Raw genomic sequence first — 23,801 nt, forward strand, 5'->3', positions numbered from 1 at the left:
ATATGCATTATCGGTCAAGACCTAAGGCATTTTAATAATCATACTTATCTGAAAAGTAATAGTTTACGATATAGATTAACGCTCCCACAAATAGTGAGCCAGTCGATATATTCTTTAAAAATGTGAGAATTGAGCACCAATTCGATTTTGCTTTATTGATGCCAAACATGTCATCGCCCACAATAACTTTATTTCCACAGTTAGAACTTTCTAACAGAAAATAAGAGACTACTAAAGTTATTACAGATACTAGGAATATCCAATAAATTAATTTATTTACTTCTTTCATATACTCTATTTGGAATTTTTTTTAGGTCTTTACCCTGGCTTTTCATTAATAAAATGTATTGTTGATAGGATTTTTTAGCCTCATTTTTATTACCCAATTCCCATTGTAAATCAGCCAAATTAAACCATGCCACAACCCTATTCGGGTCTTTTTTTAAAATTTCTTTGATTAATAATATTGATTCATTATATGCACCTTTTTCATACAAGTAATAAGCAATATTATTATATTGCAGTATATTACTATTATTTATTGGGAATTTAAGTAATAACTCTTGATACCTTTCAATGCCCGTATAGTTAACTGAATTCTTTATATTTTCTTCAAATTGTCCTAAAGTATCCTCAAACTTATACCTTGATTTACATACCTTATTTCTTACGGTTTCATCAGGCATTGGATGTAATTTTTCTCTTATTTTTTTATCATCTAAAGCGATATTTTGTTTTACATCACAATAGTATTCTTTATTTACATCTGAACGCCAATCTGAAGTTATATAAACGGACCTAGTTAATTTCCATTTGTTGCCTTCATAGGCAACATAATTTATTCGTTGAGCCCCGCCTGAACCATCAAAATATGTAGTAATATAAAAAACTTCGTTTGTTGAATTATTAGTAAGAGGCTTTATATCATCAATCACAAACCCGCCATCTTCCGAAAAATTATAGGTTTTTAAAGCAAATTGATATTTTGACTTTTCATTCCCTAAAAAAAATATTAAATCATCACCCATATTTTTTTTACTAGAAACAACTTTATCTTTGAAACCATCCTTATTGATATCAATATCTCTAGTAAAATAATCGTCATTTTTCTCATAGTAAGAAAAGTCTCTATTTTCTTTCCCTTCTCCATTTAAAGACATATAGTAGTCTACTAACGAATATACTTTTGGCTTACTGCCTTCATTATAATTTATAATTAGCCATTTATCACTATATGCATTCTTTTTAAAAACATAATCTTCTCTGCTAAAATTAATATTTTTATAACGAATTTTATTTAATTTTTGAGGGGAAATATCTCTAATTTGAGAGACATAATAATTAGCATCATCTGCAATAGTATAAAAATTATCTTCCCCATGTTTTTCTTTTAGTTCCTTTATTTCTATATCATCAGGAGTTAATAAGAAAATTACAGAACTATTCACTATTGTATCTTTTTTTTCTTGAGAATTGATGTTTTGAGAATCATTCTTTTCATTTTTTTTACAAGAAAACAAACATGATACAATTAGGAAATGAAGGATTATTATATTTTTCATTTTTGTTTTATTTGAATATGATAACATCTGTTTTCATTAAGTATGGCATCTAATTCAGGACGTTTTTCCATCTCATTCCAAAATTTAGTTTTGTTGGAAAGATTATCATAAGACACATCGAAGGTATTTAAAACCTCTGGATTGGCCAAATGTTTTGACACAGTTGAAGGACCTAATTCATTAATCTTATTTTCCATTAACTTAACAACTTCACTTTTAGGCTTTTTAATATTAGCTTCATAAACGGCTATAACTTTTTTTCCTGGAGCTTTGTATATTCTTTTTTGTTCGTTTACATCAGTCTTACAATTATCGTACATAATTCTAGCTTGATCATAAGAGCTTCTTGCAGTACTGGTTATATATATATCATAGTTTCCTGATACTTTTCCAACTTCTTTTAATATTTTTTTTGTTTTGTCTGATAGAGCATTTTCTTTAGCAGTTTGACCAACAAAATGCAATGTGACTTCATTGTCATCCTCTTTCTCTTTTTTTACTACGGCAATTTGTTTTTTATTAATACATTCTTGTGGATAGTTAAATATACTTTTTAATGTTATAACATAGTTTCTTCTTTCTACCAATCCATTTTCTCCTCCATTAACCAAATAACTTATTAAATCAACTTTATCATCATCCGCTATTAAACCTAAATCTACAGTTCCATACTTAATTGTTTTTTCGCCATGTTTATAACTAATAGTTTTCTTTGGGTAATCTGGTTTATGAATTTTCACGTATGTTGGAGGATTTGGAGGTCCTGTCCACCTCTTTCCTACACTAAGAACTTTGCCTTGTTTCCAAAACCATCCGGCTGAGTCACAAGCATAGGAAAAATTATTTGCAATACTATCATAATCTTTAACACAATCAATTTTACTATAGTCTTTATATACTATGTAATTGCTTTCCCAAGTTAATTGCATTAATCCTCTACCAAAATAAGGTTTATATTTTTTATTTGTATCATATTCCAAAGTAGTTTTTAGACGATCTGTTTCGTGATAAATCTGAGCCAGAAAATGTAACTTTCTTATACAAGTATTTATTTCATAAGTATTAAAAACTTTATTAAGTTCAATTCTTAATTTTTCAATTGTTTTATCCCCTTGTTTTAATTTGCAGTTACTTGCACCAAATAATGTATAACCGATATTTTTTTTAACCATTGGTTCACTATCTCTTAGTCCATGAATTATTTTTTCAAATTCATCAGGTGTAAAATCTCTATTACAGAAACACTTTCCTTCTTTTTTTGTTTTTTCCTGCTTAGGTTCCTTAATAATCGCAGGAGAATCATTTGGATCTACTTTTACTGGTTCAGCGCTTGGACTTATCGGGATAACCTGAGAGGTGACAGAAGTATTGAGATGTTCAACCTCTATAAAATACTCCCGCTCATTTCCCTCTCCAAAATCATTACTCTTGTTATACATATCTTTTGTAAGAGTAACATTATTAATAAAATTAGAGGTATCATGAATCAATGTTACAGATACTTCATATATAAGATCGTTGCTGTATCGAGAGAAGTCTTCTTCCCAAATTCTTATTTTTACATTTTTACCTCTCATACCCTGAGAAGTTATTTTAATAGATACTGTATCTCCTGTTTTGGCATTCTTAAGCGTTTTTCCTGTAGCATCTGTAAACTCCGCATTTAATATTTTTCCTTCAGGATCTGCCTGTTTCTTTGCCGCAGGAGTCTGGGGATATTTTGCTGTTTCCTCTTTGGGTTTCGGCTTATTGGGTTTTGGTTTATTATGCTCAGGAGCAACCGGAGGCTTCCTGTGCGGTGGAGTATTGTCCACCGGTTCAGCTTTCTTAGGCGGTGGCGGAATATGAGCTGGGTTGGCAACATTTACATTAGGGCTGGCCTTTAAAATATGTTTGGCAACTACTTCTGCAGTTACATAATATTCATGGGTTTTTCCTTCGCTTTTATCTCCTTTTGCTACTCCGGCATTGGCAATTTGAACGGCCATCGTGTAGACAGGCAGTCTGAAATAAACTTTAGCAACCCCCTCATGATTCACCTCCCCAATGAGTGGTACCTGGTTAATCTTATTCATCATATTTACAATAGGATCGTGTCCTTTTCCTATGGCATCATCCTCCCAAAGGGTAAAGGCCACTTTATAACCAAACATTCCAACACAATGAGCTTTAGCTATTATAGTGTCAGTATAATGTAACAGCTTTCCTTTTGGTAATTTTTCAGAATTTATGTCTTGTAGCTCAACACTTACTATTTTCGGTTCTTCAGCTTCCTGTGGTTTTATATAAAGTTCTCCTTTATCTTTCCCCCTTACCACTTCAATTCTTAAAGCTTTATATTTAAGACTCTTAGCTGTGAATTTATAGGTTACATTTTCTCCTTCCTTTATATTTCCTTTGGCGATCCGCCATCCGTTTCTGTCTTGTACATAGATATCCCATTTTACTTTAGGAGGTGGGAAAGAAAAAGAATTGGATGTCATTACATTATCAAATACCGAAAGTGAATAAGCCTCCATATTTCCAACAATAGGTTTTGTATTCCCTCTAATAGTTAATTTTGCCATATTGGTTAGTTTTAGATAGAATTTTATTCATAAATCTGGTCAGTCCCTTCCAGCTCACTTTGAGACTCCTCAAAATTCATAAATGGGTTAATCATGTTATAGGTCTTGGAATCAGCAGTTGTTATACTTTGCTTATTCATGGTTGATGTTTGTCCATGTTCTTTTACTGTGATTTTCCCCCCAACACTGCACATCAATTCAGAAATTTCAGAAAGGCAGCTTTTATTCATGATCTTTGTTTTTTCATACGTTTTCTGCCATTTTCCGGCTGGAGCAAATGCACAGGGTAAATATCCCCCGGACGTTGGTTTCAATTTACATTGTCCAAAACTTGGCCCGGGAGGATTGAATTGTAGATCGTCTTCTGTTACGGCTAAGTAATCTTCCGTTGTATTTTTATTATTCCAATAGTGCTTTTGATGGGATGTTACTTTAAATTGTGGGAACTGATTGCCTTGATTGCATTGAGCTTTGCCTTTTTGAATGACAAAGTGCTTGCCACTATGTTCTGATGAATTTTCTGACATATCTTTGTGATTGATGGTTCTAAAAATAATTATTACCCTACTAGCTTTTCCAAGTCAAAAGTCATTGTCTTCTCGTAATCGGCAATCTGTATATCAAATCTGGCTTTTATCCTTTGAATAGAGAAGTCCATAAAATCCAACGTGTATGTAGCTGAATGATTAGCTTTTAATGATTTTGAATGGGGCATTATTTGCTTGTCATACTCCAAGTCTGTATAATACAATTCAGCAGCAGTTCGGTGATCTATGGATTTCCCTGTTTGTACTAACTCTACTAAATTGGAGTCGTTTTGTGGTAAGATTTGATGAACCATTTCCAGTCTAATAGGAGAAGCCGGAGCTAACCACGAAAATTCATCATGATATGGAGTCGTAGTATCTTTTGAATGATAATTTGCTTTATAAAATTGATTGAAAATGAATTGAAAGGGTAATATTTCTTTGAGACTATTATAGATCATCTGTGGATCAGTCATTTTGTGTTTCATTTGGTCAATATGAGAAACAGCATAAGATCCAGCATAATATTGCTTTAATGTTTCAAGGTCGTTAATTATATCTTGAATCTCTTTAATAGGATTTGCTGCAATAAAATTTCCGGATTTGTCTATAATCAATGTTATAGGATAAATTATTTTAACAAAATCGGATGCCAGATTATTTATTTTCTCCTCAGGCTTCTCTTCATTTTTTTTGAAATTGTTCATGGTGAATTCTACATAATGTCCTTTTTCTTCCTCCTTTATATATTTAAAGTGTAGCGTGTATGAATCTTCACTTTTTTTAATCCCTTCATCACTTTCAGACTGTTTCACTTCATAGTCCCCGTCTATTAATTCTATATTGAAAGAGATTTTTCCCATTGGAAGTAGATAACATAAGCTTTCCCCTGATTTTCGTATTTGCTCATTGAGTTTTAATATTTCGTCTGAGTTGGGTATATGCAGTTTCTGCAAAAATCTTAGAGTTCCATCTTCAGGAATAAGGTCTAAGTAGCTGCATCTTGAATTGTGATACTCACGAAGATATTTAGGATTTTCAAGGGTCAAATCCCATGAAATACTTTCCAGTGTTTCTCCTTGTTTTACAAAGTAGATGTCCTGTTTCAAAGAGGAGGTAATTCCCCTGGGAGAATTCCCCGAATTTGGGATATTTTTTTTCATAATATAGGGTGTGTTTTTTGTAATAATTCCTGAAAGTTAGAAATATTATTTTATTTAAATTCCATTCTTTTCATAAATTTAAAAAAGTGTCGTAATTCTACGACTCCTGATTAGAAAAGGTTTTAAAGTTAAAAAAAGTCTTTTTATATCCCATTGTAATGAATTGTATTTTTTTTGCATATTTGCAAAAAGACTTTGATGCAAAAAGATAAATTACGTACAATAAGAAAGCAAAAAAATTATACACAACAACAGGTGGCCGATGCTCTTACAACCGATGTTTCTAATTATAGCAGAAAAGAAAGTGGGGATGTGAAGATCTCTGAGGAAGAATGGAACAAACTTTCCAAATTTCTAGACGTACCTTTAGAAGATATTTATGAGGAGGAAGCATCTAAAAAAATCACAAATGAAGAATCTCAAAGAGCTCCTTCTGTCACACCTGAAGACGATCTAAATGTTGAACTTATTAGAAACTTACTGGATTATATTGCGTTATTAAAAGAGGAAAATGCAAGATTAAAGGAAGGATCTGAAAACTAAATCAAAGAAGATTGTATGACTATGTTTATTAAAATAGACTTAATAATGGGTATTACTACATGGCAGAGTTTAGATTCATATAGTTTATATTTATTTAGCCTTTAAAGCCCAGAATTCCTTTACAATAAGTTTAATATTTTTGAATGTGCTTGGGAAAACTTCATCTTCAATCTGAGGAGTGTTTTTCCAGGCAACTTCAGTAATTCCTTCTTCGATCTGTGGCTTTGAAGTATCTTCACCATTGAAGTTCATTTCAAACCAATGAGTACATTTCAGGATTTTCTCACCGTTTCTTTCAATATAGATGTGATAAGTAGTATTGATAAACTGTACAAGTTCCACATCCTTTAAACCGGTTTCTTCTTCAATTTCCCTTACTGCAGATTCTTCCCTGGATTCTCCCTTTTCCATCTTTCCTTTTGGAAGATCCCATTTGCCTAGCCTTCTGATGAAAAGCATTTCACCTTCAGGCTTGATAACCAGTCCTCCGGCCGCTTCTATAATTCTGAACAGTTTTTGGAACTCCTGCCAGATCTCATCAATATTCTCACCATAAACATTAAGTTCGTTTACAGAAGTGTTTTCTAAAAGATCCAATGCGATCTCTAAAGTCGTGAAACTTTCATACCCAAGTTTTTTTTCAAGTTCTTCGGGATGCTTAGATATCAATAATTTTTTTTCGTTCACAAAAACTTTATACATCTCAGATAGTTATAGTTAGTATTGATCCTTAGGGAGTAATGGTTTTAATATACGATAAAACAGATGGTTTTTACCGTGCTTTATACCACAATTTATACGCAAATATATCAAAATATAGCAACAAAATATACCTCTTTAAGTGCTTTATTTTTCTTAATGAGAACAATTGTTTGGTTTTTTATTATAATATTCTTTCTTGAATTGTATTATTTTGAAGAAGCTTTTTTTAATAGATTTAAGATTTGAACAATTATGGAAAAATTACACAGACAAAGGTATTTTTCCTGGTGATAGTTCAAAGTATGAAAATCAATGCGCAATCCGGATGAAGGTAGCATTTCAATAGGGATGATGATTAGTTTTTAGCTACAATATGCTCCTTTCGTAATTAATTTCTTTTAGGAAGCATACTTCCGTCTTTAAAAGTATGCTTTGGATAACGTCTTTGTCTATTTTTTTTATAATTTTGTTGTTATCATAAATGTAAAGAAGCTTATCTTTATAAGAATTTAAATACAGAATAAAAAAATGAATTTAGAAGGACGAAAAATTATTGTCAATAAATCATCTAAGGAGTTAAGTGAATTACTGAAAACTCCTGAAAATTACAAAGATTTCATGCCGGATGGTCTTCAGAAATTTGAAACAAGAGATAATGGTTTTAAATTCGGATTACAGGGAATGCCGGAAATCGCATTAAAGATAGATGAGGTAACCGATCAGAAAGCTATATTGAAATCTGCAAGTTCAAGCCTGGATTTCTCTTTAACAGCTACTTTAAATCCTATCAATGAAAACCAGACAGAAGTTCAGATGTTGTTTGAAGGGAAGTTCAATCCGTTCATCAAAATGATGGTAGAAAAGCCATTACAGAACTTTATCAATACATTGACAGATAAGATCGAAGCTTATAAATAATAAAAAAAACCTTCAGAAATGAAGGTTTTTTTATGACTAGAGGTTCTTTTTTCTTTTGTTGATTTATTTTGATACAGTTGTTTCTTTATTTCTGGAATTAGCTTGTAATGAATCATTTGTTGGGCAGACAACCCACAGAATTGTTTGCAGATTTTATTAAGAAATCCAGAGCTGGTACTAAGTATTTTTGAATAAGCTTCAACACTTCGGCCGTTCACAAATTTCTTTTCCAATAAAGATCTGAACCGATAAAACCTGATTGTATAGGTATCTCTCTGCACATTGTAAATACTTACATACTATCGGTTGAGAATTACAAGTAATTGTTATAGATGTGATCTGATCAAATGATTGCTGTCATTTTGAAGCTGTTTAAACGATTATTCCAGAGCAGTGGTCAGCAATACTTCCTGTAGCAGAAGAAAGAACATTAATTTCATTATTCATTTTTAAAACTCCCATAAAGGCAAAGATCAGAGCTTCCTTATATTCGATGATTTCCTTTTCAGGGATAATGATCTCAGCTTCTGTTTTAGCTTTTATTTTCTCGATTAAAAATGTGTTATATGCACCTCCTCCGCTTACCAATATATTTTGAATATTATATTTATTGATGACCGCAGAGATTTGTTGTGCAATATGTTCTGTAAATGTAGCCAGGGCATCCAGGGTAGGTATGCCGTTGAGCTTTGGAAATATATGTTGGTTGCACCATTCTATGCCCAGCGATTTAGGATGAGGACGCTGATAGAAATCTAAAGAATTAAGTTGGGTCAGTAAAGCCTCATCAATCTCTCCTTTTTTTGCCAGATCACCATTTTCGTCAAAGTTTTCATTCAGTTGTTGAGCCAAATGATTCAGGACGATATTGACCGGGGATATATCAAAAGCAATTCTTTTCTCCTCTGATTTTAGAGAAATATTTGAAAAACCACCCAAATTAAGACAGGCATCATATTGTGAAAAAAGAAGTTCATCACCTATAGGAACCAAAGGCGCTCCGTTTCCTTGCATCAGGACATCCTGGCTCCTGAAATCATAGACTACCGGCACACTGGTTTCCATTTTAACGGCTCTGCCGTCTCCAATCTGAAGTGTAAATTTTCTCTGAGGCTGATGAAAAACTGTATGGCCGTGAGACGCAATCAGATCAATGTTTTCAAGCTGATGTTTTTCAATAAATGTCTTTGCTTTTTGGCCTAAATAAAAACCATAGTCAGAATGCAGTTCCAAAAGGTCTGCTGCCTGAAGATGGATAGAATTTCTGAGTTTTTTTTCCCAATCGGCAGGATAGGGAAGGGTTTCTGCTTCCAGGATCTGGAAATGCCATTTGTCCTTCTTTTCAAATTCAGCAAGACAGATATCCAATCCGTCTAAACTAGTTCCGGACATAAGTCCAATGGCAAGAGTTTTCATAGGGAAGACGCTATTTTTTATTTTCGGAAAGTCTTTTTGAGCTAAAGTCTCCGGAATTGTTATAAAAAGTATATTCAGAAAAGTCGTCCTTGGCAGTCATCCCATTAGCACCCACAAGGGTTGAGCCATCTTCCATAGTTACATACACAGTATCTTTGGTATAGATACGTTTTTTTCTCTGATCCCAATAAACGCTCTGCATGGCAAATTTTTGACCTTCATTGGTGGTGATTCTTACATTGCCTTTAGCTTCGTAAAATTGTTTATAATCAAAAAACTTGGCATATTTGGCTTTGATGGTTCCCGGGAGCTTTGGTTTTTTCTTATCGAAAAATTCAATATCAATTCCTTTTCTGGCCACAGTATAAGGACTGTCGATCAGCTCATATTTTTCAATGATAGCAGCTTTGGCTTTCAGAATTACAAACCCTGAATCACGCTGTATGATATTGGCATTATTAATGATCTGTGAGGGAAAGTTCTTGCTGTTGTTACCATTTTTTTTGGTAAGATCCTCCTCACAGGATGTCAATATAAAAAATATAGCACAACTAAAAAGGCATGCTATATTTTTATATACTATTTTTTTTGAAAAATTCATTCTAGTTATAAAGAGACTTTCTGAACCATTTATCAGCAAAATTAAAGCCGATTTTCAGGTTGATAAAGTTCTGGTTGATAAGGTTGTTCTTAAGAGTACCTCTTTTCCCCAGTTCTACTCCAATTTCAAGACCACTCATTCTTGTGATACTGCTGTTTTTGAATGGAAGCATTACACCGGCAGAAATACCGAACTTGTTAATACTGTTACCTTCCAGTTTAAGGTTTCCTCTTTCATAGAAAGCTCCATATCTGTAGACTACTCTTGAGAAGTAATTTCTGAAGTTATTGTAATTGGGTAGATACCATCCTCCGGCAGAAATTCTGTAAGTATCCTGCAGGCTGTAAGAGGTTCCGAAATAAGAAATATCTTCTCCTTTTTTATAATCAATCTGCCCGGAAAGGAACCAATGGTTATCGCTTCCATATCCAACCCCTACGGATGCCTGTAATGGAATAAGGTTTTTAGATTTTGTTTCCTTATGATCAATAAAAATTTCATCTCCTTTAGTACCTGCTGCATCAATGTATCTGTAAGTACTGTTGTTATATTCAGTTACCATGTTACTGGTATTCCCGAATGTAGCCGTTGCTCCGATGGTTAATTTTTTATCAGTACGGGTATTTAGCTTCTGGTAGCTGGTACCTAAAGTAAAGTTGAAATTCCTGATTCTGTTTTTCGTTTCATACCCATTGATATATTCCGAATTGTTGGCACTAAGCTCAGTAAGATCATAAAGGTCTCCGAAATATAAATTGGCTCTTGCTCCCACAGAGAATTCCTGGTTGACTTTATAAGATACGGCCACTGCGGCAGTGCTTACACTTCCACTCCCTTTAAATTGGTTTCGGTAAGTAATACTATTGGTAATGTCCCCTTCTGTTTTGGTTACTACCTCGTCATTCAGAATATCATAGCTTTTTGAGCTGTATGGCTGATAGGAAAGTCCCATTTTAACTTTTGAGGAAATAGGGAATGCCAATGATATATTAGAAAGATACGTAGAATGCTTTGTAGATTTCATATCGTTAAAATTCGATTTGAAATAGTTATTTTCGTTGGTAGCTTCCAGTCTGATACTTGTAAGTTCGAAATTCGCGTTGTTTGCAGGGTTTGCAAAGTTGAAACTACTCGTAAAATCACTTATAAAAGCGGTTGAGATACCTCCCATGGAAGCAGTTTCGATCGTATTATCATATTTTACATCTCCAATTCCGTATTTTGCATAGGGCGAGTTACTTAGACTCTGTGCATTTAGAAAATATCCAACTGATATGAATGATACTACAAAGATTTTTTTCATTCTTTATTTTTAAAACAATGCGCAAATATCTTAAATATTAATGAATTGTAAAAATTATATGTGGTTAAAGTTTGTTAAGGGCTGGTATCATGGGGAATTTTTAATCTTTACAGATTATTAATATCAATTGTGAAAGGCAAGTTTGCTTCATTTGTCAACTTGTATGTTGTTGATTAATAATTCACTATTGAAACTGACGTGAATGATGAACAAAGAATCAGTTTTGCATGTAAATTTCTTTTCCCATATATTCATTATTGTCTTCGGGAAACAAAAATTGACCATTCACAGTACTTAAAAGAATAGATAATAATGAATCTGCTTCACTCATAAATTTCTTTACCCCAAATTTATTCCCGATTTCTTATCTTTGAAACATGAATTGGGAGAATATCGCCGGACAGGAAAATCTGAAAAAACTTCTTAGAGAAAGCATTACCGAAAATAGAGTAAGCCATGCCCAGCTTTTCGTAGGAAAGGAAGGATATGGAACTTTACCTATGGTATTGGCTTATGCAAAGGAGATTTTAAGTCAGGAGAACGAGCATGCAGCTTCAAAGGTAGAACATCTTAATCACCTTGATCTGCACTTCAGTTTCCCTGTTTTTACAGATAATAAAAACTCTTTAAGTAAAAATAAATTTGAAGAATTCAGGGAAATGATTCTGGCTTCTCCGTATGCAAGCTACGATGACTGGACTGCTTTTTTGGAATCAGAAAATAAACAGCTTTTCATTTCCGCAGATGAAATTGATGACCAAAATCAGAAATTTGCTTTAAAAAGCTTTGAAGGGGGAACTAAAATCCTGATTGTCTGGAGAGCTGATAAAATGAACATAGCAGCATCCAACAAGTTTCTGAAGTTTCTTGAAGAACCGCCGGCAAAAACCATAATTCTTCTTACTGCAGAGAGTACGAATGATATTCTTCCTACCATACTTTCCCGTACTCAGGTCGTAGAAGTTCCAAGAATTCATGATGAAGATCTTGGAATCTATTTAAAAAAGAAATTCTCTGTTTCTGAAGAAAAATCAAGAGAAATTATTCATGAGGCGCAGGGAAACCTTAATGATGCTATAAAACTTCTTAATTCAGGCGACAAAAGTAATGAATTTGAAAAGCTCTTTGTACAATGGGTTCGTGATGCCTTTATGGTGAAGAAAAAACCGGAGTACCTCAGAAGTATTATTATCTGGGCAAGGGAAATAGCAGGCTGGAATAGGGAAAAGCAGAAGAATTTTTTAAATTACTGTTCTGAAATTTTCAGATTGGCGCTTCTTCAGAATTATCAGTCGGAGAATCTGGTCTATAAAAAGATTGATGCTAATGGATTTAACTGGGCAGGTTTTTCAAAATTTATCAGTGGTGCCAATATTGAAAACATTCTGGAGGAGATCAATACTGCAGATCTGCATCTTACAAGGAACGGAAATCCTAAAATTGTCTGGACCGATCTTGGGATAAAATTATCGAGATATATTCATAAAAGTACATAAAATAAAACTCCGGAAATTTTCCGGAGTTTGTTTTTTAAGCAGTAGTGCAATTTAAGCTGCTTTCTTTTCTTTTGACCCCTTTTTTGAAGCGTTATCAGCTGTTTTTGCTTTTGCATCACAACCTTTATGGTGAGCATCCGAACATGCTTTTTTATCCTTTACAGAACATTCTTTTTTATCTTTTCCGGCACAGCAGCCTCCTTCTTTAGGTTTTTCCTGAGCATAGCTGAATGCAAATAAACCGATAGCAAGAATTGAGATTATTTTTTTCATGATTTTAAAATTTTTTAAGTGGCTAAATGTAATACTTTTTTGTTTACTCTATAAATTTTTTAATGAAGCTTGGAATTCCTGAAGTTCTTTCTCCATGAAATCCGGATCGTTGAGCTGCTTTCGCATTGATTTAATATTACCAATGGTACTTTCAAGAGCTGTTCTGAACCAGGGGAATTCCTGGCTTAAAGAAGTAAGCTTTGCCAGAGCTCTCAAAGACTGATCAGTTTGAGCTAATTGTACCGCATGTTCATATCTGAAGACAGGGCAATAATAATATTCTTCTGCGACATAGTCCCATGTCTCATTATCTGCCTCAGTGTTTATAAGATACAGCATTGCGAAAATAGAAGAGTCTGTATAGCCTTCTGAGAATTTGAAACATTTGAAGACAGATTCCGTATCACTCTGTTGTATTTTTTTATCCAGCACTTCATGAAACAACGCATGAGAACTTTCTTTTTCAGAGTGATTTCCTATGATATGAAGTACTGTGGCATATTCTACTTTTACAGCATCATCTTCCGGATAGTTTTGATAAGCTGTTTCAATATATTCCTTTGCTGCATGATTATTCAGTAATACACGATGAAGTTTTGAAAGCGAAACAAGCTCTTCGCCTGTCAACTGTCTTTTATCTGACATACTTTCTTCAAAATACTGAAGTGCCTTTTTTGAATAACGATCTTTTACAAACCTTTCAATCACTTGCCACTGCTCAAGTTTTTCAAATTGAGACTGATCCCAGAATTGGTAAAATAATGATATACGGTCCCATTTTGACTGAATGCCTGCCCATTCCTTGAAAAGAGTTCCATAGGCTTGATGGGGAGAAATGCTATTACCTCTGTCATCATCGAGAGGAAAACTGACATCAAGATTTGGATTACAATGATATCTTCTGAAAGCTTCTATGATTTCAAGATCGAAACGATTTCCTTCTTCATTTAGCGGAAAAGTGGTTTCTTCTAATTCTACTGGTATTTCTTCAATAGATTTGGTATTCGTCTCTTCGGTTAATGGAATAGTTATTTCTTCTAATGGAACAGATATCTCTTCGGTGAGTGGAGTGGTGATCACCTCATGCGTAAAGTCATTCTTAAAAGTTCCTTCATCTGTCTGTTGTTTTTTCTCTCTCTTAAATATCTTAAAAAAGAAATCGAATAAGCCCATAGAGTTTGTTTTTTGTAAATATAAATTAAATCTATATTAAAAAATCAATCAATCGTTTGATTTATTTCAAAACTTGTGTAAATTTGCACCCTGAAAAATGAACACTAACATGGTTTCAAAAGAAGAAAATATATTATTCGCAGCAGAAAAGCTCTTTGCAGAGAAGGGTTTTGAAGGAACTTCAACCCGGGAAATTGCAAAAGCGGCTAATGTAAATATCTCTATGATTTCGTATTATTTTGGTTCTAAGGAAAAGCTTTATGAGAAACTGGTGGAGTATAGAATGAAGGAAGGACAGTTTTTTTCAAATGAAATCCTGGAACGGACTGATATCAATGAGTGGGAGAAAATTGTAAAAATAATAGATCAGTTCTCTAACAGAATCAAAAATCACAAATGTTTTTACAGGATTATGCAGAGAGAACAGTTACACGCCGAAAACCCTCAGATTTTAGAATTTTTAAAGGAAACAAAAATAGGATTCATTTCCATGTATTCTCAATTGTTAGAGCGAGGTTTGAAAAAAGGAATTTTCACAAAGAATCCTCCTATTTACCTTCTTCATTCAACGGTAAGTGGGACCTTATTCTATGCCCTTAATGCCAAGCCAATGTATAAGGAATTCCTGAATAATACAGAAGAAGAGAGCGTTTTTGACGAAAAATACTATACAGAACTTAACAAACATATAAAACATTTACTAAAAGACCTTTTAGGTTATGAAGAGAATAAATAACTCAGTGATTGCATTATCACTATTCGTAGGAATAGCAAATGCAAATGCTCAGGAGAAAAAGACCCTTTCTCTTGACGAAGCTGTGCAGCTGGGAATCCAGAACAGCAAGAATCTCAAGATCGACGCAGCCAAGATCGAGGAGGCTACCGCTGATCTTTTGGAAGCTAAAAACAGACAGCTTCCGGAACTGAAGATTTCAGGAAGTTATATGTACCTTCCGATGAAACCGACAGTAGATATGAAACTTGGAGGAGCTTCAGGTGGAGCGGGTGGTCCGGAGATTCATCAGGTATTGTATGGTTCTGCTAATCTTAGTGTTCCTATTTACAGTGGCGGAAGAATCAAATATGGGATTCAGTCAGCAAAATATCTGGTAGAAGCATCAAAGTTAAGCACTGAAAATAATAAGACTGCTATTGCTTATAATGTTGCCCAGGCTTATAATAACCTGTTTAAAGCCAATCAGTCAATCAAAGTTTTTGAAGAAAATCTTGCCGCTTCCCAGAAGAGAGACGAAACTTTCCTTAAAATGGAAAACAACGGATTGATTGCCAGAAACGACAGGTTAAAAGCCAATCTTCAGACTTCTAATATTGAACTTCAGTTGTTGGAAGCTAAAAACAACTACAATATTGCGAACATCAATATGGATCTGTTATTAGGACTTCCTGATAACACAGAACTAGAAGTGGATCAGAATTATATTGAAGAAGGCTCGGAGGTAAAAGCTGTTGACTTTTATGTAAACGAAGCCAGAGAAAACCGTAAGGACCTTCAGGCTTTAGTTCAACAAAGAAAAGCAGCAGAATTGGGAACAAAAGCTGCTAAGGCAGAAAACCTACCTTCATTGGCATTCACCGGCGGTTATGTAGCAGCAGATATTCCTAAGTTTCTGACTGTATATAATGCATTAAATGTAGGAATCGGAATTTCTTACAACTTATCCAATATCTGGAAAGAAAACTCATCATTAAGACAGTCACAAGCAAGAGAAAAGCAATTGGCAGCTACCGACGAATTACTGAATGATAACATTAAGCTTGATGTGAACAGGGAGTATCAGAATACAGACTTTTCTAAAAAGAGAATTTCTGTTTTTGAAAAATCAGCTGAGCAGGCTAATGAAAACTACAGAATTACAAAAAACAAATATGACAACGGTCTTGCAACCATGACAGAATTACTGGATGCAGATGCTGCTCAGATTGCAGCTAACGTTGGCGTAATCAATGCAAAGGCAGACGCCGCTTTAGCTTACAGAAAACTATTGCAAACAACAGGAACTTTAACAATTAAATAATCAGATCGAAACCAAAATGGAAAATAAAAATACACAGGACGTTGAACCTAAAAAGAAAAAAAGTTTAGTTTTTCCTATTATTTTAGCAGCTGTCGTAATCGGAGGAGGAATCTACGGTTACAGAGCATACAGCTACGGACAGTATCATGAAGAAACTGATGATGCTCAGATTACTTCCAATATGGCACCGGTAATTTCCAAAATCTCAGGATATGTAGCTGAGGTAAAAGTAAAAGATAACCAGTTCGTAAAGAAAGGGGACACGCTTGTGATTTTAGATAACAGAGATCAGAAAATGGCTCTTGAACAGTCACAGGCTGCATTAACAACAGCAAAAAGTAATATTTCTACAGCAGAAGCTACTACTACTGCTACTTCTAAGAATATCAACAGCTCTGAAGCCGCTGTAGCAACAGCCAATGCACAGATTGAAGCTGCGAAAGTAAACGTTTGGAAGACATCTCAGGATTTAAAAAGATATGCAAATCTTGTAAAAGATCATTCTATTACAGAACAGCAGTATGAGCAGGCTCTGGCTGCAAAGCAGTCTGCAGATAAACAGCTTCAGGTATTGGTAGAGCAAAGAAATCAGATTGCTCAGCAGACTACTATCGCTTCTTCTCAAACGGCGGCAAGCTCTCAACAGATCAGTGTAGCGAGTTCAGTGGCAAAACAAAGAGAAGTAGATGTAGAAAATGCTAAACTAAACTTATCATACACTGTAATTTTAGCTCCTGAAGACGGATATGTTGGAAAAGTATCTACACAGGCAGGTCAGTATCTTCAGGCAGGAGCCCAGCTATTTGCTTTGGTTAAAAATGACCAGAAATGGGTAGTGGCGAATTTTAAAGAAACGCAGGTAGACAAGATGGTAGAAGGTCAGAAAGTAAAAATTGAGATTGATGCTTTCCCTGATAAGGAATTTGATGGAGTAGTAAGCTCATTCTCTCCGGCTACTGGTGCTACATTCTCTATTCTTCCTCCAGATAACGCGAGTGGAAACTTCGTAAAAGTAGTTCAGAGACTTCCTGTAAAAATCGATTTTACAAATCTTGATAAGAATATTGCAAAAAGATTAAGAACGGGAATGAATGTGAAGGCTGAAGTTTCATTGAAATAATATCTAAAATTGTTAAAAGTCAATTAAGTGAGAGATCAATAGTAAATCATTTTAAAATTTACTATTCACTTACGTAACAAAATTGACCATTGACTTTTTAACATCGAAAAAAACTTATGCAAGATTCATTAGTAGAATATGGAGCCCGAAGAGTGATTATTACCATCACAGCTATTCTTTGTGCTCTGCTTGAAATTGTGGACTCCACGATTGTGAATGTTGCCCTTAATGAAATGAAGGGTAACCTGGGAGCTACACTTTCAGAAGTGGGCTGGGTGATTACGGCCTATGCCATCGGAAATGTAATTATCGTACCGATGACCAGCTGGCTTTCTCAGCAGTTTGGGCGTAGAAATTACTTTGCTGCTTCCATTATCATATTTACCATATTTTCATTCCTCTGCGGAAATGCAACGAATATCTGGGAACTGGTATTTTTCAGACTGATGCAGGGAATTGGTGGAGGAGCCTTATTGGTAACCTCACAGACGATCATTACGGAATCTTATCCGATTGAAAAAAGAAGTATGGCACAGGCCATTTATGGTCTTGGAGTAATTATTGGTCCTACATTGGGCCCGCCTCTTGGAGGGTATATTGTTGATAATTTCAGCTGGCCCTATATTTTCTATATTAATATCCCGATTGGAATTGCGGCAACTTTGATGACGCTGCAGTTTGTGAGAAGTCCGAAATATGCAGAAAAACGTAAAATTTCGGATGTTGACTGGATAGGTATTGCTTTGCTTGCAATAACAGTGGGTTCATTACAATTCATTCTGGAAAGAGGACATGAAGAAGACTGGTTTGCCAGTGGAATGATTGTAGCGTTTACCATAGCAGCTGTTTTAGGATTTATATTATTCCTTTGGCGGGAACTTACCTTTAAGTATCCGATTGTGGAGCTTAGGGTACTTAAAAACAGTAATTTAAGAATTGGAACAATGATGTCATTTGTACTCGGATTTGGGCTTTATGGGTCCACATTCATTGTTCCGCTGTATACTCAGAGTATTTTGGGCTGGACGGCACTTCAGTCAGGGGCATTGATGATTCCGGCTGCACTGACAACGGCCTTTATGATGCCTATCATTGGTAGATTATTGGCAAAAGGAGCCAAACAACAGATCCTGGTTTCATTAGGGCTATTTATCTTCTTTGTCTATAGTTTCTGGGGATACAAAATTCTAACTCCGGATACGAGTAAAGATGCCTTCTTCTGGATGCTGATTGTGAGGGGAGCAGGTTTGGGATTATTGTTTATTCCAATTACATCTCTTTCATTGAGTACTCTGAAGGGGCAGGAAATTGGTCAGGGTGCTGCCTTTACCGGTATGATGAGACAGTTGGGTGGATCCTTTGGTATTGCAGCCATCACTACTTTCATTGCTAATGCAGGCCAGACCTACAGAAATAACCTGATTTCCCATTTAGATGTCAACAGTTTTGATGTTCAGCAAAGACTGGCAGCCTTGAAGGCCAGTTTCATTGCAAAAGGAATGACTCCTGATGCTGCAATGAATGCTGCTTATAAAATGCTTGACCTCTCTGTTACCAAACAGGCAACAGTATTATCTTATATGGATGTATTTCTTTACCTCGGCGTAATATTTTTAATATGTATTCCGTTTATCTTATTTATAAAAGAAAGAAAAAGTAAAGAAAAGATAGATTTAAGTGAAGCCATGCACTAAATTTTAATTAAAACCTTCGGAATTTCCGGAGGTTTTTTTGTTTAAAATGACAGTGGATTAAGGTTGCTCACATTGATTATTCAGACTTCAATAACTTCCATCTTCCAGCCCCCTGCTTCCTTTCCAAATTTATTTATAAAAACAATATCACTTATTGGAGAATTTGTTTATTTTTTTTAGCTTTACAATACCAAATGAAAAAATATGAACAGAGTCCCTCATCCCTATAAAACCTTTTCAAAAGGTCCAGATTGGAGCAAAATAGTACAGTCTTATTTGTGATCCAATACTTAATACATAGTTTTCCATTACTTTCAGGCATCTTTTGTTACTAAAGTAAAGGCTGAAATTCCTATTTCTGAAATTCAACAAAGAAATAGAGCATACATGTTTTATGTATTCATTAATTATTTTAAATCAATACTGTATTTCATGATTTAAAAATATTTTTATCTACTGATGACCAGAACTTTATAAAATTTAAGTATGAATTCAATACAACTGCCGGAAACTTTTATGGCATTATCAGATTTCAGAAAAAATGATGTGTATCTTCCTGAAATGGATCAGGATCAGATCATTTCAGATTTCTTTCCCGCAACATTTACAGAACTTACCCAGCGCCTTTCGGATATTACAGGAGCATTTTATGGTGGATTATTGAAACAGGCAGGTAAGCTTTACGGTGAAGAGGCTGTTAATGAACTTTCTACCGCCTTTATGTATGATCTCGGATCAAAAATGGCTTTGAGAAATCTGGAAACAAAACCAGGTTTGCAGCCAGGCATTGTGGCAATAGCAAAAATATTAATAGGAGCAGTTTTTACATCCAGTCCCGAATATAATTTTGATTTCAAAGAATTAAATGACCACAGAGTTGAACTACTGATTAAAGGAGTAGACCGCTACCACAAAATCACACAAAGTCTCCAGATCGCAGGACTGCTGAAGTGGCCGGTTATAGAACCTTTTATACAGGGAGCATGCGATACTATGGGACTGGATGTTTTACTTGAGATGAAAGTACTGAAACTGAATCCTGACAGCTCATGTACCTACAAGGTAATTGTGACGGAGAAATAGATTTTGTTAAGATAAAAGATAAAAGATAAAAGATAAAAGATAAAAGATAAAAGATTTTGTCGTTAAACAACAAATCCCCATATGTATATCTACACGGATATCAACATCAATAAGAGCGGGCTTTAGCCCGCTCTCATTATAAATCCTTATTCATTTGGCTTTAGCCAAAACCTAAGAATATTTGAATATATTCATTCAGCTATACCTTCATAGATTTTCAATAGGAAAGGATATTGTATTTATATCTATATTCCTATTTGGTGAAAATTAAACGGAATCAGTACAGGGGAAAATGATAAATCATTCCATTGGTGAAGCCTAAATTTAATTTACATTTTCTATCCACTCAATCCCACTGATGTCAATCAGTTTTAAAGTATGAATTTCATCTTTCTGAAGAATATCATCAATCCCAATATTGACATCTGCCTTGGCACCTAATGGAATAATAAGACTATGTTTTCCCGGTTTTACTTTGGCCACATAATGGTTTTTAATACGGCCTTTAGAAAATTTTGAAAGCTCTTTATGATCGATTTCCTTTAAAATATTTCCGTTTTTATCCAGAATATGAATGCCAATGAGGAAAGATCCATATACATCGGCTCCTTCTGTTCTATAAACCTCGAATGTTAACTCCGAATTATTATGGGAAATATTGGAAATTTCAAGTTTAGGTTTTACCGATTTATTATGCAGGGTTCCCCAAACACCGCCATGGAAATACTGATTGGTATAAAGGGTAAGCCCGAAAATCAATAGAGATCCGGCAAGTACAAATACCTTTGGCTGAGCAATAGGAAGAATTCCGGAACCCAGCCACTGAAACCATTTTGTTTGAGTGAAAGGTTTATTTTTCTTTATAAAATAATCATCCAGAGAATATGCACCACTTCCCGTAAGGAACAGGACAAAACCACCTGCTACACCAAGAACACCAATTTGCCATTCATCCACACAGGTTGTTCCCAGCCATCCCGAACCTAATAAAATTCCCAGTGCAAGGCTGAAAATTCCTATACTCATTAATCGGGTAAAGAGACCGAGAATGATAAATAATCCTACGATAGCTTCGATGATTGTAAAAGTCATCATAGATCTTTGTAAGGCATCCGGATGGGTAACCAGATATTCTATAATAGGTTTAATTCCCAGGGCATTGGGTAAAAAATGATTGAATTTTTCTCCGATATATCCCTTTTCATCGGGAATAAGCTTGTTTTCGAGGACAAGTCTGCGCCAGAAGGCTGAAAAATAGGTCCATCCGATAACCATTCGGAGTGATAAAGTATATAATCCGGCCAGGTCATAAGACTGGCTGTTTGTAGTATGTTTCATTGAAGTTAATATTGTATTGTAAAAAACTGATTTTTGATGGCTTAAATAAATTTTTAAACCAGATTCAACTTCAGTCTTTTAAATAAAATATACTTCGGCGGGCTGTTTCCTGTGGTGTACCCTGAATATTTATTAAAAAAAATAGTGCCTCCCTCTGTATTGTTTACTATAGCATTAAAATCTAAAAGAGATACTTTACATTTGTATTTTGCTTCAGCTTTTGAAATGGAAATCTTTGAGGAAGTAGTGGAAGTATCACAGTTTAAAGAAGGTCCGGATGTTACCTTTACTTTGTTTAAACCACTGATATATTGAATGTCAAAAATATCAAGAACATCTCTTTTAACAGAACATGGTGACAATGAAAACACAAGAATAAGCATCGTAATGATGGCTTTATAGGTCTTCATATGGATCTTGTTATCTGACATTCCTGCAAAACTACACTTTATTTTAATGTAAGTTCAATAAATTTTAAAAATTCATCCTGCTGATCTACAAATAAATAGTGCGAACAGTTATCTATAAGTTTAAAATTCTTCTTTCCAACGGTATTCTTAAGAGTGTTCAGTTGCTTTTCGGAGAATATTCCGTCATTCTTTCCATACACCGCAAAAAGAGGGATACCTTTTCTTTTGATCTCTTTTAAAATAACGGTATTATCAAGATTGTTCAAAGGTTCATTCTGGTAGAATTTGATAGGAGAATTGTGATTTCTGATATTATTTTTATAGAATTCACCAGCTTCATATTCCTCTCTCAGGCTTCTACTTTCCCGGGTAGGAGTAGGCATATTGAAAAAATTAAGTTTACTGGCAATTTCGTAGCATCTTTTTCGATAAATAGCGGAATTTTTATCCAGGTTTTCTATTTCGGAGATCTCTTTTAGCTGGGCAGGATCATTTTTAAAATGCTCTTTGGCCTGTTTCAAAATATGATCGTAGGTTTCCTGTTGGGTAAATAAAGCGCCTGCTAATGTCAACGTTTGTACTTTTTCCGGAAACTGATTGGTAAAAAGTGTACCGATGATCCCTCCAAAACTATGAGCTAGAATATGGGCTTTTGGGATATGATAAGTATGATAAATCTGATTCAGATCTTCAAAACTTTCTTTGAAGGTCATTGTAGCTTTTTCATCTTTCGAGCGACCTTCACCACGTCTGTCATAGACAATAACATAAAATCCTTTATCCGCCAGTTTCTTAGCTGTCGTTCCTTCGAATAGAGTGGCATTGCCACTTGGTCCGCCGTGAATAAAAATAATGGCAGGGTTTTGTTTATTTCCATAAGCTTTTGAATAAATATTCTGAGCATGTATGGAAATTAAGAACAAAGAAAGGAGAAGGGAAAACAATGATTTCATGGCTGATACTTTGGGATTGCTAATCTAGTTAATATTTTTGTGGTGTTGAGTGAAAAGTTGTTGGTTGGGGAATGTTGCCAACCACCCCGTCAAAAATTCTTTGAATTTTCGCCACCCCTCCAGAGGAGTGGAATTTTGTATCTTCAATTGAGATTTTCAGAATCATTGAAAAAAATAATCTATTAATTAAAAAGCTTTTGAGAAGTTCTTTCTCACATAAGAAACTTCCATCTTCCAGCCTCCATCTTCCTTTCTTTAGAAAATAAAACCCTACTGACTAACAGTTGTCACAACCTTGTCTTATCTTTATCCCGTTGAACCAAAACCTATATTTCAAATGAGTTATTGCTTAGCCATAGAAGGAATGCAGCCCGAGAGCAGAAAAGAACTGCACAAAAATTATCACGACAACTATTATGGATTTCCGATTCATGATGATAATGAATTGTTTGGAAGGCTTATTCTGGAAATCAATCAGGCAGGGTTAAGCTGGGAAACGGTTTTAAAGAAAGAAGAAAGTTTCAGAAAAGCTTATGATGACTTTAATATTCAAAAAATAGCAGCCTATACAGAAGAAGACCGTGAAAGACTTTTGAGCGACAGTGGAATTATCAGAAATAAACTGAAAGTAAATGCCGCTATTGAGAATGCAAAAACAATCATTGAACTGCAAAAAGATTTCGGTTCTTTTGAAAAATGGATAGAACATCACCATCCCAAAACATTACCGGAATGGATGAAACTGTTTAAGAAAACCTTCAAGTTTACAGGAGGAGAGATTGTAAATGAATTTCTGATGAGTACAGGATATTTGAAAGGGGCACATCATGAAACCTGTCCGATTCATGCAAAAGTATTAGAAGAGAAACCTTTGTGGAAAGTAGCGGAGAAGGATTAAAAGGTTTTGTACTATAAAATTTAAC

At 34.5% G+C, this 23,801-nt stretch carries 22 protein-coding genes; 9 read left to right on the top strand and 13 right to left on the bottom strand.

Translation table 11 applies throughout. The annotated features are described in order from the left end of the window. Positions 1-272 precede the first annotated feature (272 nt). From WH267_RS21345 to WH267_RS21360, 4 genes are read right to left on the bottom strand one after another with little or no spacing between them, the layout of a single operon-like run. A complete protein-coding gene (locus tag WH267_RS21345; RefSeq protein ID WP_340010846.1) occupies positions 273-1,562 on the bottom strand; it encodes a tetratricopeptide repeat protein in 1,290 nt (429 codons plus the stop codon). Beyond that, positions 1,559-4,129 carry a hypothetical protein gene (locus WH267_RS21350; protein WP_340010848.1) on the bottom strand — a complete coding sequence of 857 codons (2,571 nt, stop codon included), beginning with the start codon at positions 4,127-4,129 and terminating at the stop codon, positions 1,559-1,561. The genes WH267_RS21345 and WH267_RS21350 overlap by 4 nt, the downstream gene beginning before the upstream one ends. Before the next feature lie 23 nt (positions 4,130-4,152). Next, a complete protein-coding gene (locus WH267_RS21355; RefSeq protein ID WP_340010849.1) occupies positions 4,153-4,656 on the bottom strand; it encodes a DUF4280 domain-containing protein in 504 nt (167 codons plus the stop codon). A gap of 32 nt (positions 4,657-4,688) precedes the next feature. Then, positions 4,689-5,819, bottom strand: a complete 1,131-nt coding sequence (locus tag WH267_RS21360; RefSeq protein WP_340010851.1) for a hypothetical protein — start codon at positions 5,817-5,819, stop codon at positions 4,689-4,691. A 198-nt stretch (positions 5,820-6,017) separates the two neighbouring features. Between WH267_RS21360 and WH267_RS21365 the strand changes: the two genes are divergently transcribed. After that, complete coding sequence (locus WH267_RS21365; RefSeq protein WP_340010853.1) at positions 6,018-6,362, top strand: helix-turn-helix transcriptional regulator; 345 nt, start codon at positions 6,018-6,020, stop codon at positions 6,360-6,362. A gap of 90 nt (positions 6,363-6,452) precedes the next feature. Here the strand turns inward: WH267_RS21365 and WH267_RS21370 are convergent, their stop codons facing one another. Further along, the gene (locus tag WH267_RS21370; RefSeq protein WP_123318333.1) at positions 6,453-7,064 is read right to left on the bottom strand and encodes an NUDIX hydrolase; all 612 of its coding nucleotides are present in this window, start codon (positions 7,062-7,064) and stop codon (positions 6,453-6,455) included. A gap of 528 nt (positions 7,065-7,592) precedes the next feature. Between WH267_RS21370 and WH267_RS21375 the strand changes: the two genes are divergently transcribed. Next, on the top strand, positions 7,593-7,982 hold the full coding sequence (locus WH267_RS21375; RefSeq protein ID WP_115971153.1) for an SRPBCC family protein: 390 nt from the start codon (positions 7,593-7,595) through the stop codon (positions 7,980-7,982). A gap of 372 nt (positions 7,983-8,354) precedes the next feature. Here WH267_RS21375 and WH267_RS21380 read toward each other — a convergent pair whose 3' ends face one another. Genes WH267_RS21380 through WH267_RS21390 form a run of 3 tightly spaced genes read right to left on the bottom strand, consistent with a single transcriptional unit; the run spans position 8,355 to position 11,302 of the window. Further along, complete coding sequence (locus WH267_RS21380; RefSeq protein WP_340010855.1) at positions 8,355-9,398, bottom strand: anhydro-N-acetylmuramic acid kinase; 1,044 nt, start codon at positions 9,396-9,398, stop codon at positions 8,355-8,357. A 10-nt stretch (positions 9,399-9,408) separates the two neighbouring features. Continuing rightward, positions 9,409-9,999 carry an LPS export ABC transporter periplasmic protein LptC gene (gene lptC, locus WH267_RS21385; RefSeq protein ID WP_115971155.1) on the bottom strand — a complete coding sequence of 197 codons (591 nt, stop codon included), beginning with the start codon at positions 9,997-9,999 and terminating at the stop codon, positions 9,409-9,411. A gap of 1 nt (position 10,000) precedes the next feature. Beyond that, on the bottom strand, positions 10,001-11,302 hold the full coding sequence (locus WH267_RS21390; RefSeq protein ID WP_340010856.1) for a hypothetical protein: 1,302 nt from the start codon (positions 11,300-11,302) through the stop codon (positions 10,001-10,003). A 377-nt stretch (positions 11,303-11,679) separates the two neighbouring features. Between WH267_RS21390 and WH267_RS21395 the strand changes: the two genes are divergently transcribed. After that, positions 11,680-12,798 (top strand): DNA polymerase III subunit, encoded by a 1,119-nt coding sequence (locus WH267_RS21395; protein ID WP_115971157.1) that lies wholly within the window; start codon positions 11,680-11,682, stop codon positions 12,796-12,798. Between the two features lie 51 nt (positions 12,799-12,849). On the opposite strand, the gene WH267_RS21400 is transcribed toward WH267_RS21395, so the two are convergent. Beyond that, complete coding sequence (locus WH267_RS21400; RefSeq protein ID WP_123318338.1) at positions 12,850-13,071, bottom strand: hypothetical protein; 222 nt, start codon at positions 13,069-13,071, stop codon at positions 12,850-12,852. Between the two features lie 48 nt (positions 13,072-13,119). Beyond that, positions 13,120-14,244 (bottom strand): hypothetical protein, encoded by a 1,125-nt coding sequence (locus WH267_RS21405; RefSeq protein ID WP_340010858.1) that lies wholly within the window; start codon positions 14,242-14,244, stop codon positions 13,120-13,122. A gap of 97 nt (positions 14,245-14,341) precedes the next feature. Here WH267_RS21405 and WH267_RS21410 point away from each other — a divergent pair, with 97 nt between their 5' ends. From WH267_RS21410 to WH267_RS21430, 5 genes are all read left to right on the top strand, one after another. Further along, on the top strand, positions 14,342-14,980 hold the full coding sequence (locus WH267_RS21410; RefSeq protein WP_165852219.1) for a TetR/AcrR family transcriptional regulator: 639 nt from the start codon (positions 14,342-14,344) through the stop codon (positions 14,978-14,980). Further along, positions 14,964-16,280, top strand: coding sequence for a TolC family protein (locus tag WH267_RS21415; protein WP_115971161.1), 1,317 nt, complete (start codon positions 14,964-14,966; stop codon positions 16,278-16,280). The genes WH267_RS21410 and WH267_RS21415 overlap by 17 nt, the downstream gene beginning before the upstream one ends. Before the next feature lie 16 nt (positions 16,281-16,296). After that, positions 16,297-17,400, top strand: a complete 1,104-nt coding sequence (locus tag WH267_RS21420) for an HlyD family secretion protein (RefSeq protein WP_115971162.1) — start codon at positions 16,297-16,299, stop codon at positions 17,398-17,400. A gap of 116 nt (positions 17,401-17,516) precedes the next feature. Next, the gene (locus WH267_RS21425; protein ID WP_115971163.1) at positions 17,517-19,094 is read left to right on the top strand and encodes a DHA2 family efflux MFS transporter permease subunit; all 1,578 of its coding nucleotides are present in this window, start codon (positions 17,517-17,519) and stop codon (positions 19,092-19,094) included. 486 nt (positions 19,095-19,580) lie between these two features. Then, complete coding sequence (locus WH267_RS21430) at positions 19,581-20,177, top strand: hypothetical protein (RefSeq protein ID WP_340010861.1); 597 nt, start codon at positions 19,581-19,583, stop codon at positions 20,175-20,177. 324 nt (positions 20,178-20,501) lie between these two features. Here the strand turns inward: WH267_RS21430 and WH267_RS21435 are convergent, their stop codons facing one another. The 3 genes from WH267_RS21435 to WH267_RS21445 are packed head-to-tail and all read right to left on the bottom strand — an operon-like array spanning position 20,502 to position 22,878. Further along, complete coding sequence (locus tag WH267_RS21435) at positions 20,502-21,515, bottom strand: TQO small subunit DoxD (RefSeq protein ID WP_340010863.1); 1,014 nt, start codon at positions 21,513-21,515, stop codon at positions 20,502-20,504. A 53-nt stretch (positions 21,516-21,568) separates the two neighbouring features. Further along, entirely contained in the window at positions 21,569-21,925 is a 357-nt protein-coding gene (locus tag WH267_RS21440; protein WP_123947335.1) for a hypothetical protein, read from the bottom strand. 38 nt (positions 21,926-21,963) lie between these two features. Beyond that, positions 21,964-22,878, bottom strand: coding sequence for an alpha/beta hydrolase (locus WH267_RS21445; RefSeq protein ID WP_340010865.1), 915 nt, complete (start codon positions 22,876-22,878; stop codon positions 21,964-21,966). A 337-nt stretch (positions 22,879-23,215) separates the two neighbouring features. Here WH267_RS21445 and WH267_RS21450 point away from each other — a divergent pair, with 337 nt between their 5' ends. Then, positions 23,216-23,776, top strand: coding sequence for a DNA-3-methyladenine glycosylase I (locus WH267_RS21450; RefSeq protein ID WP_340010866.1), 561 nt, complete (start codon positions 23,216-23,218; stop codon positions 23,774-23,776). The last annotated feature ends 25 nt before the right edge of the window (positions 23,777-23,801 follow it).

This window comes from Chryseobacterium sp. MYb328 (assembly GCF_037572595.1).
Classification (GTDB): Bacteria; Bacteroidota; Bacteroidia; order Flavobacteriales; family Weeksellaceae; genus Chryseobacterium; species Chryseobacterium pennae.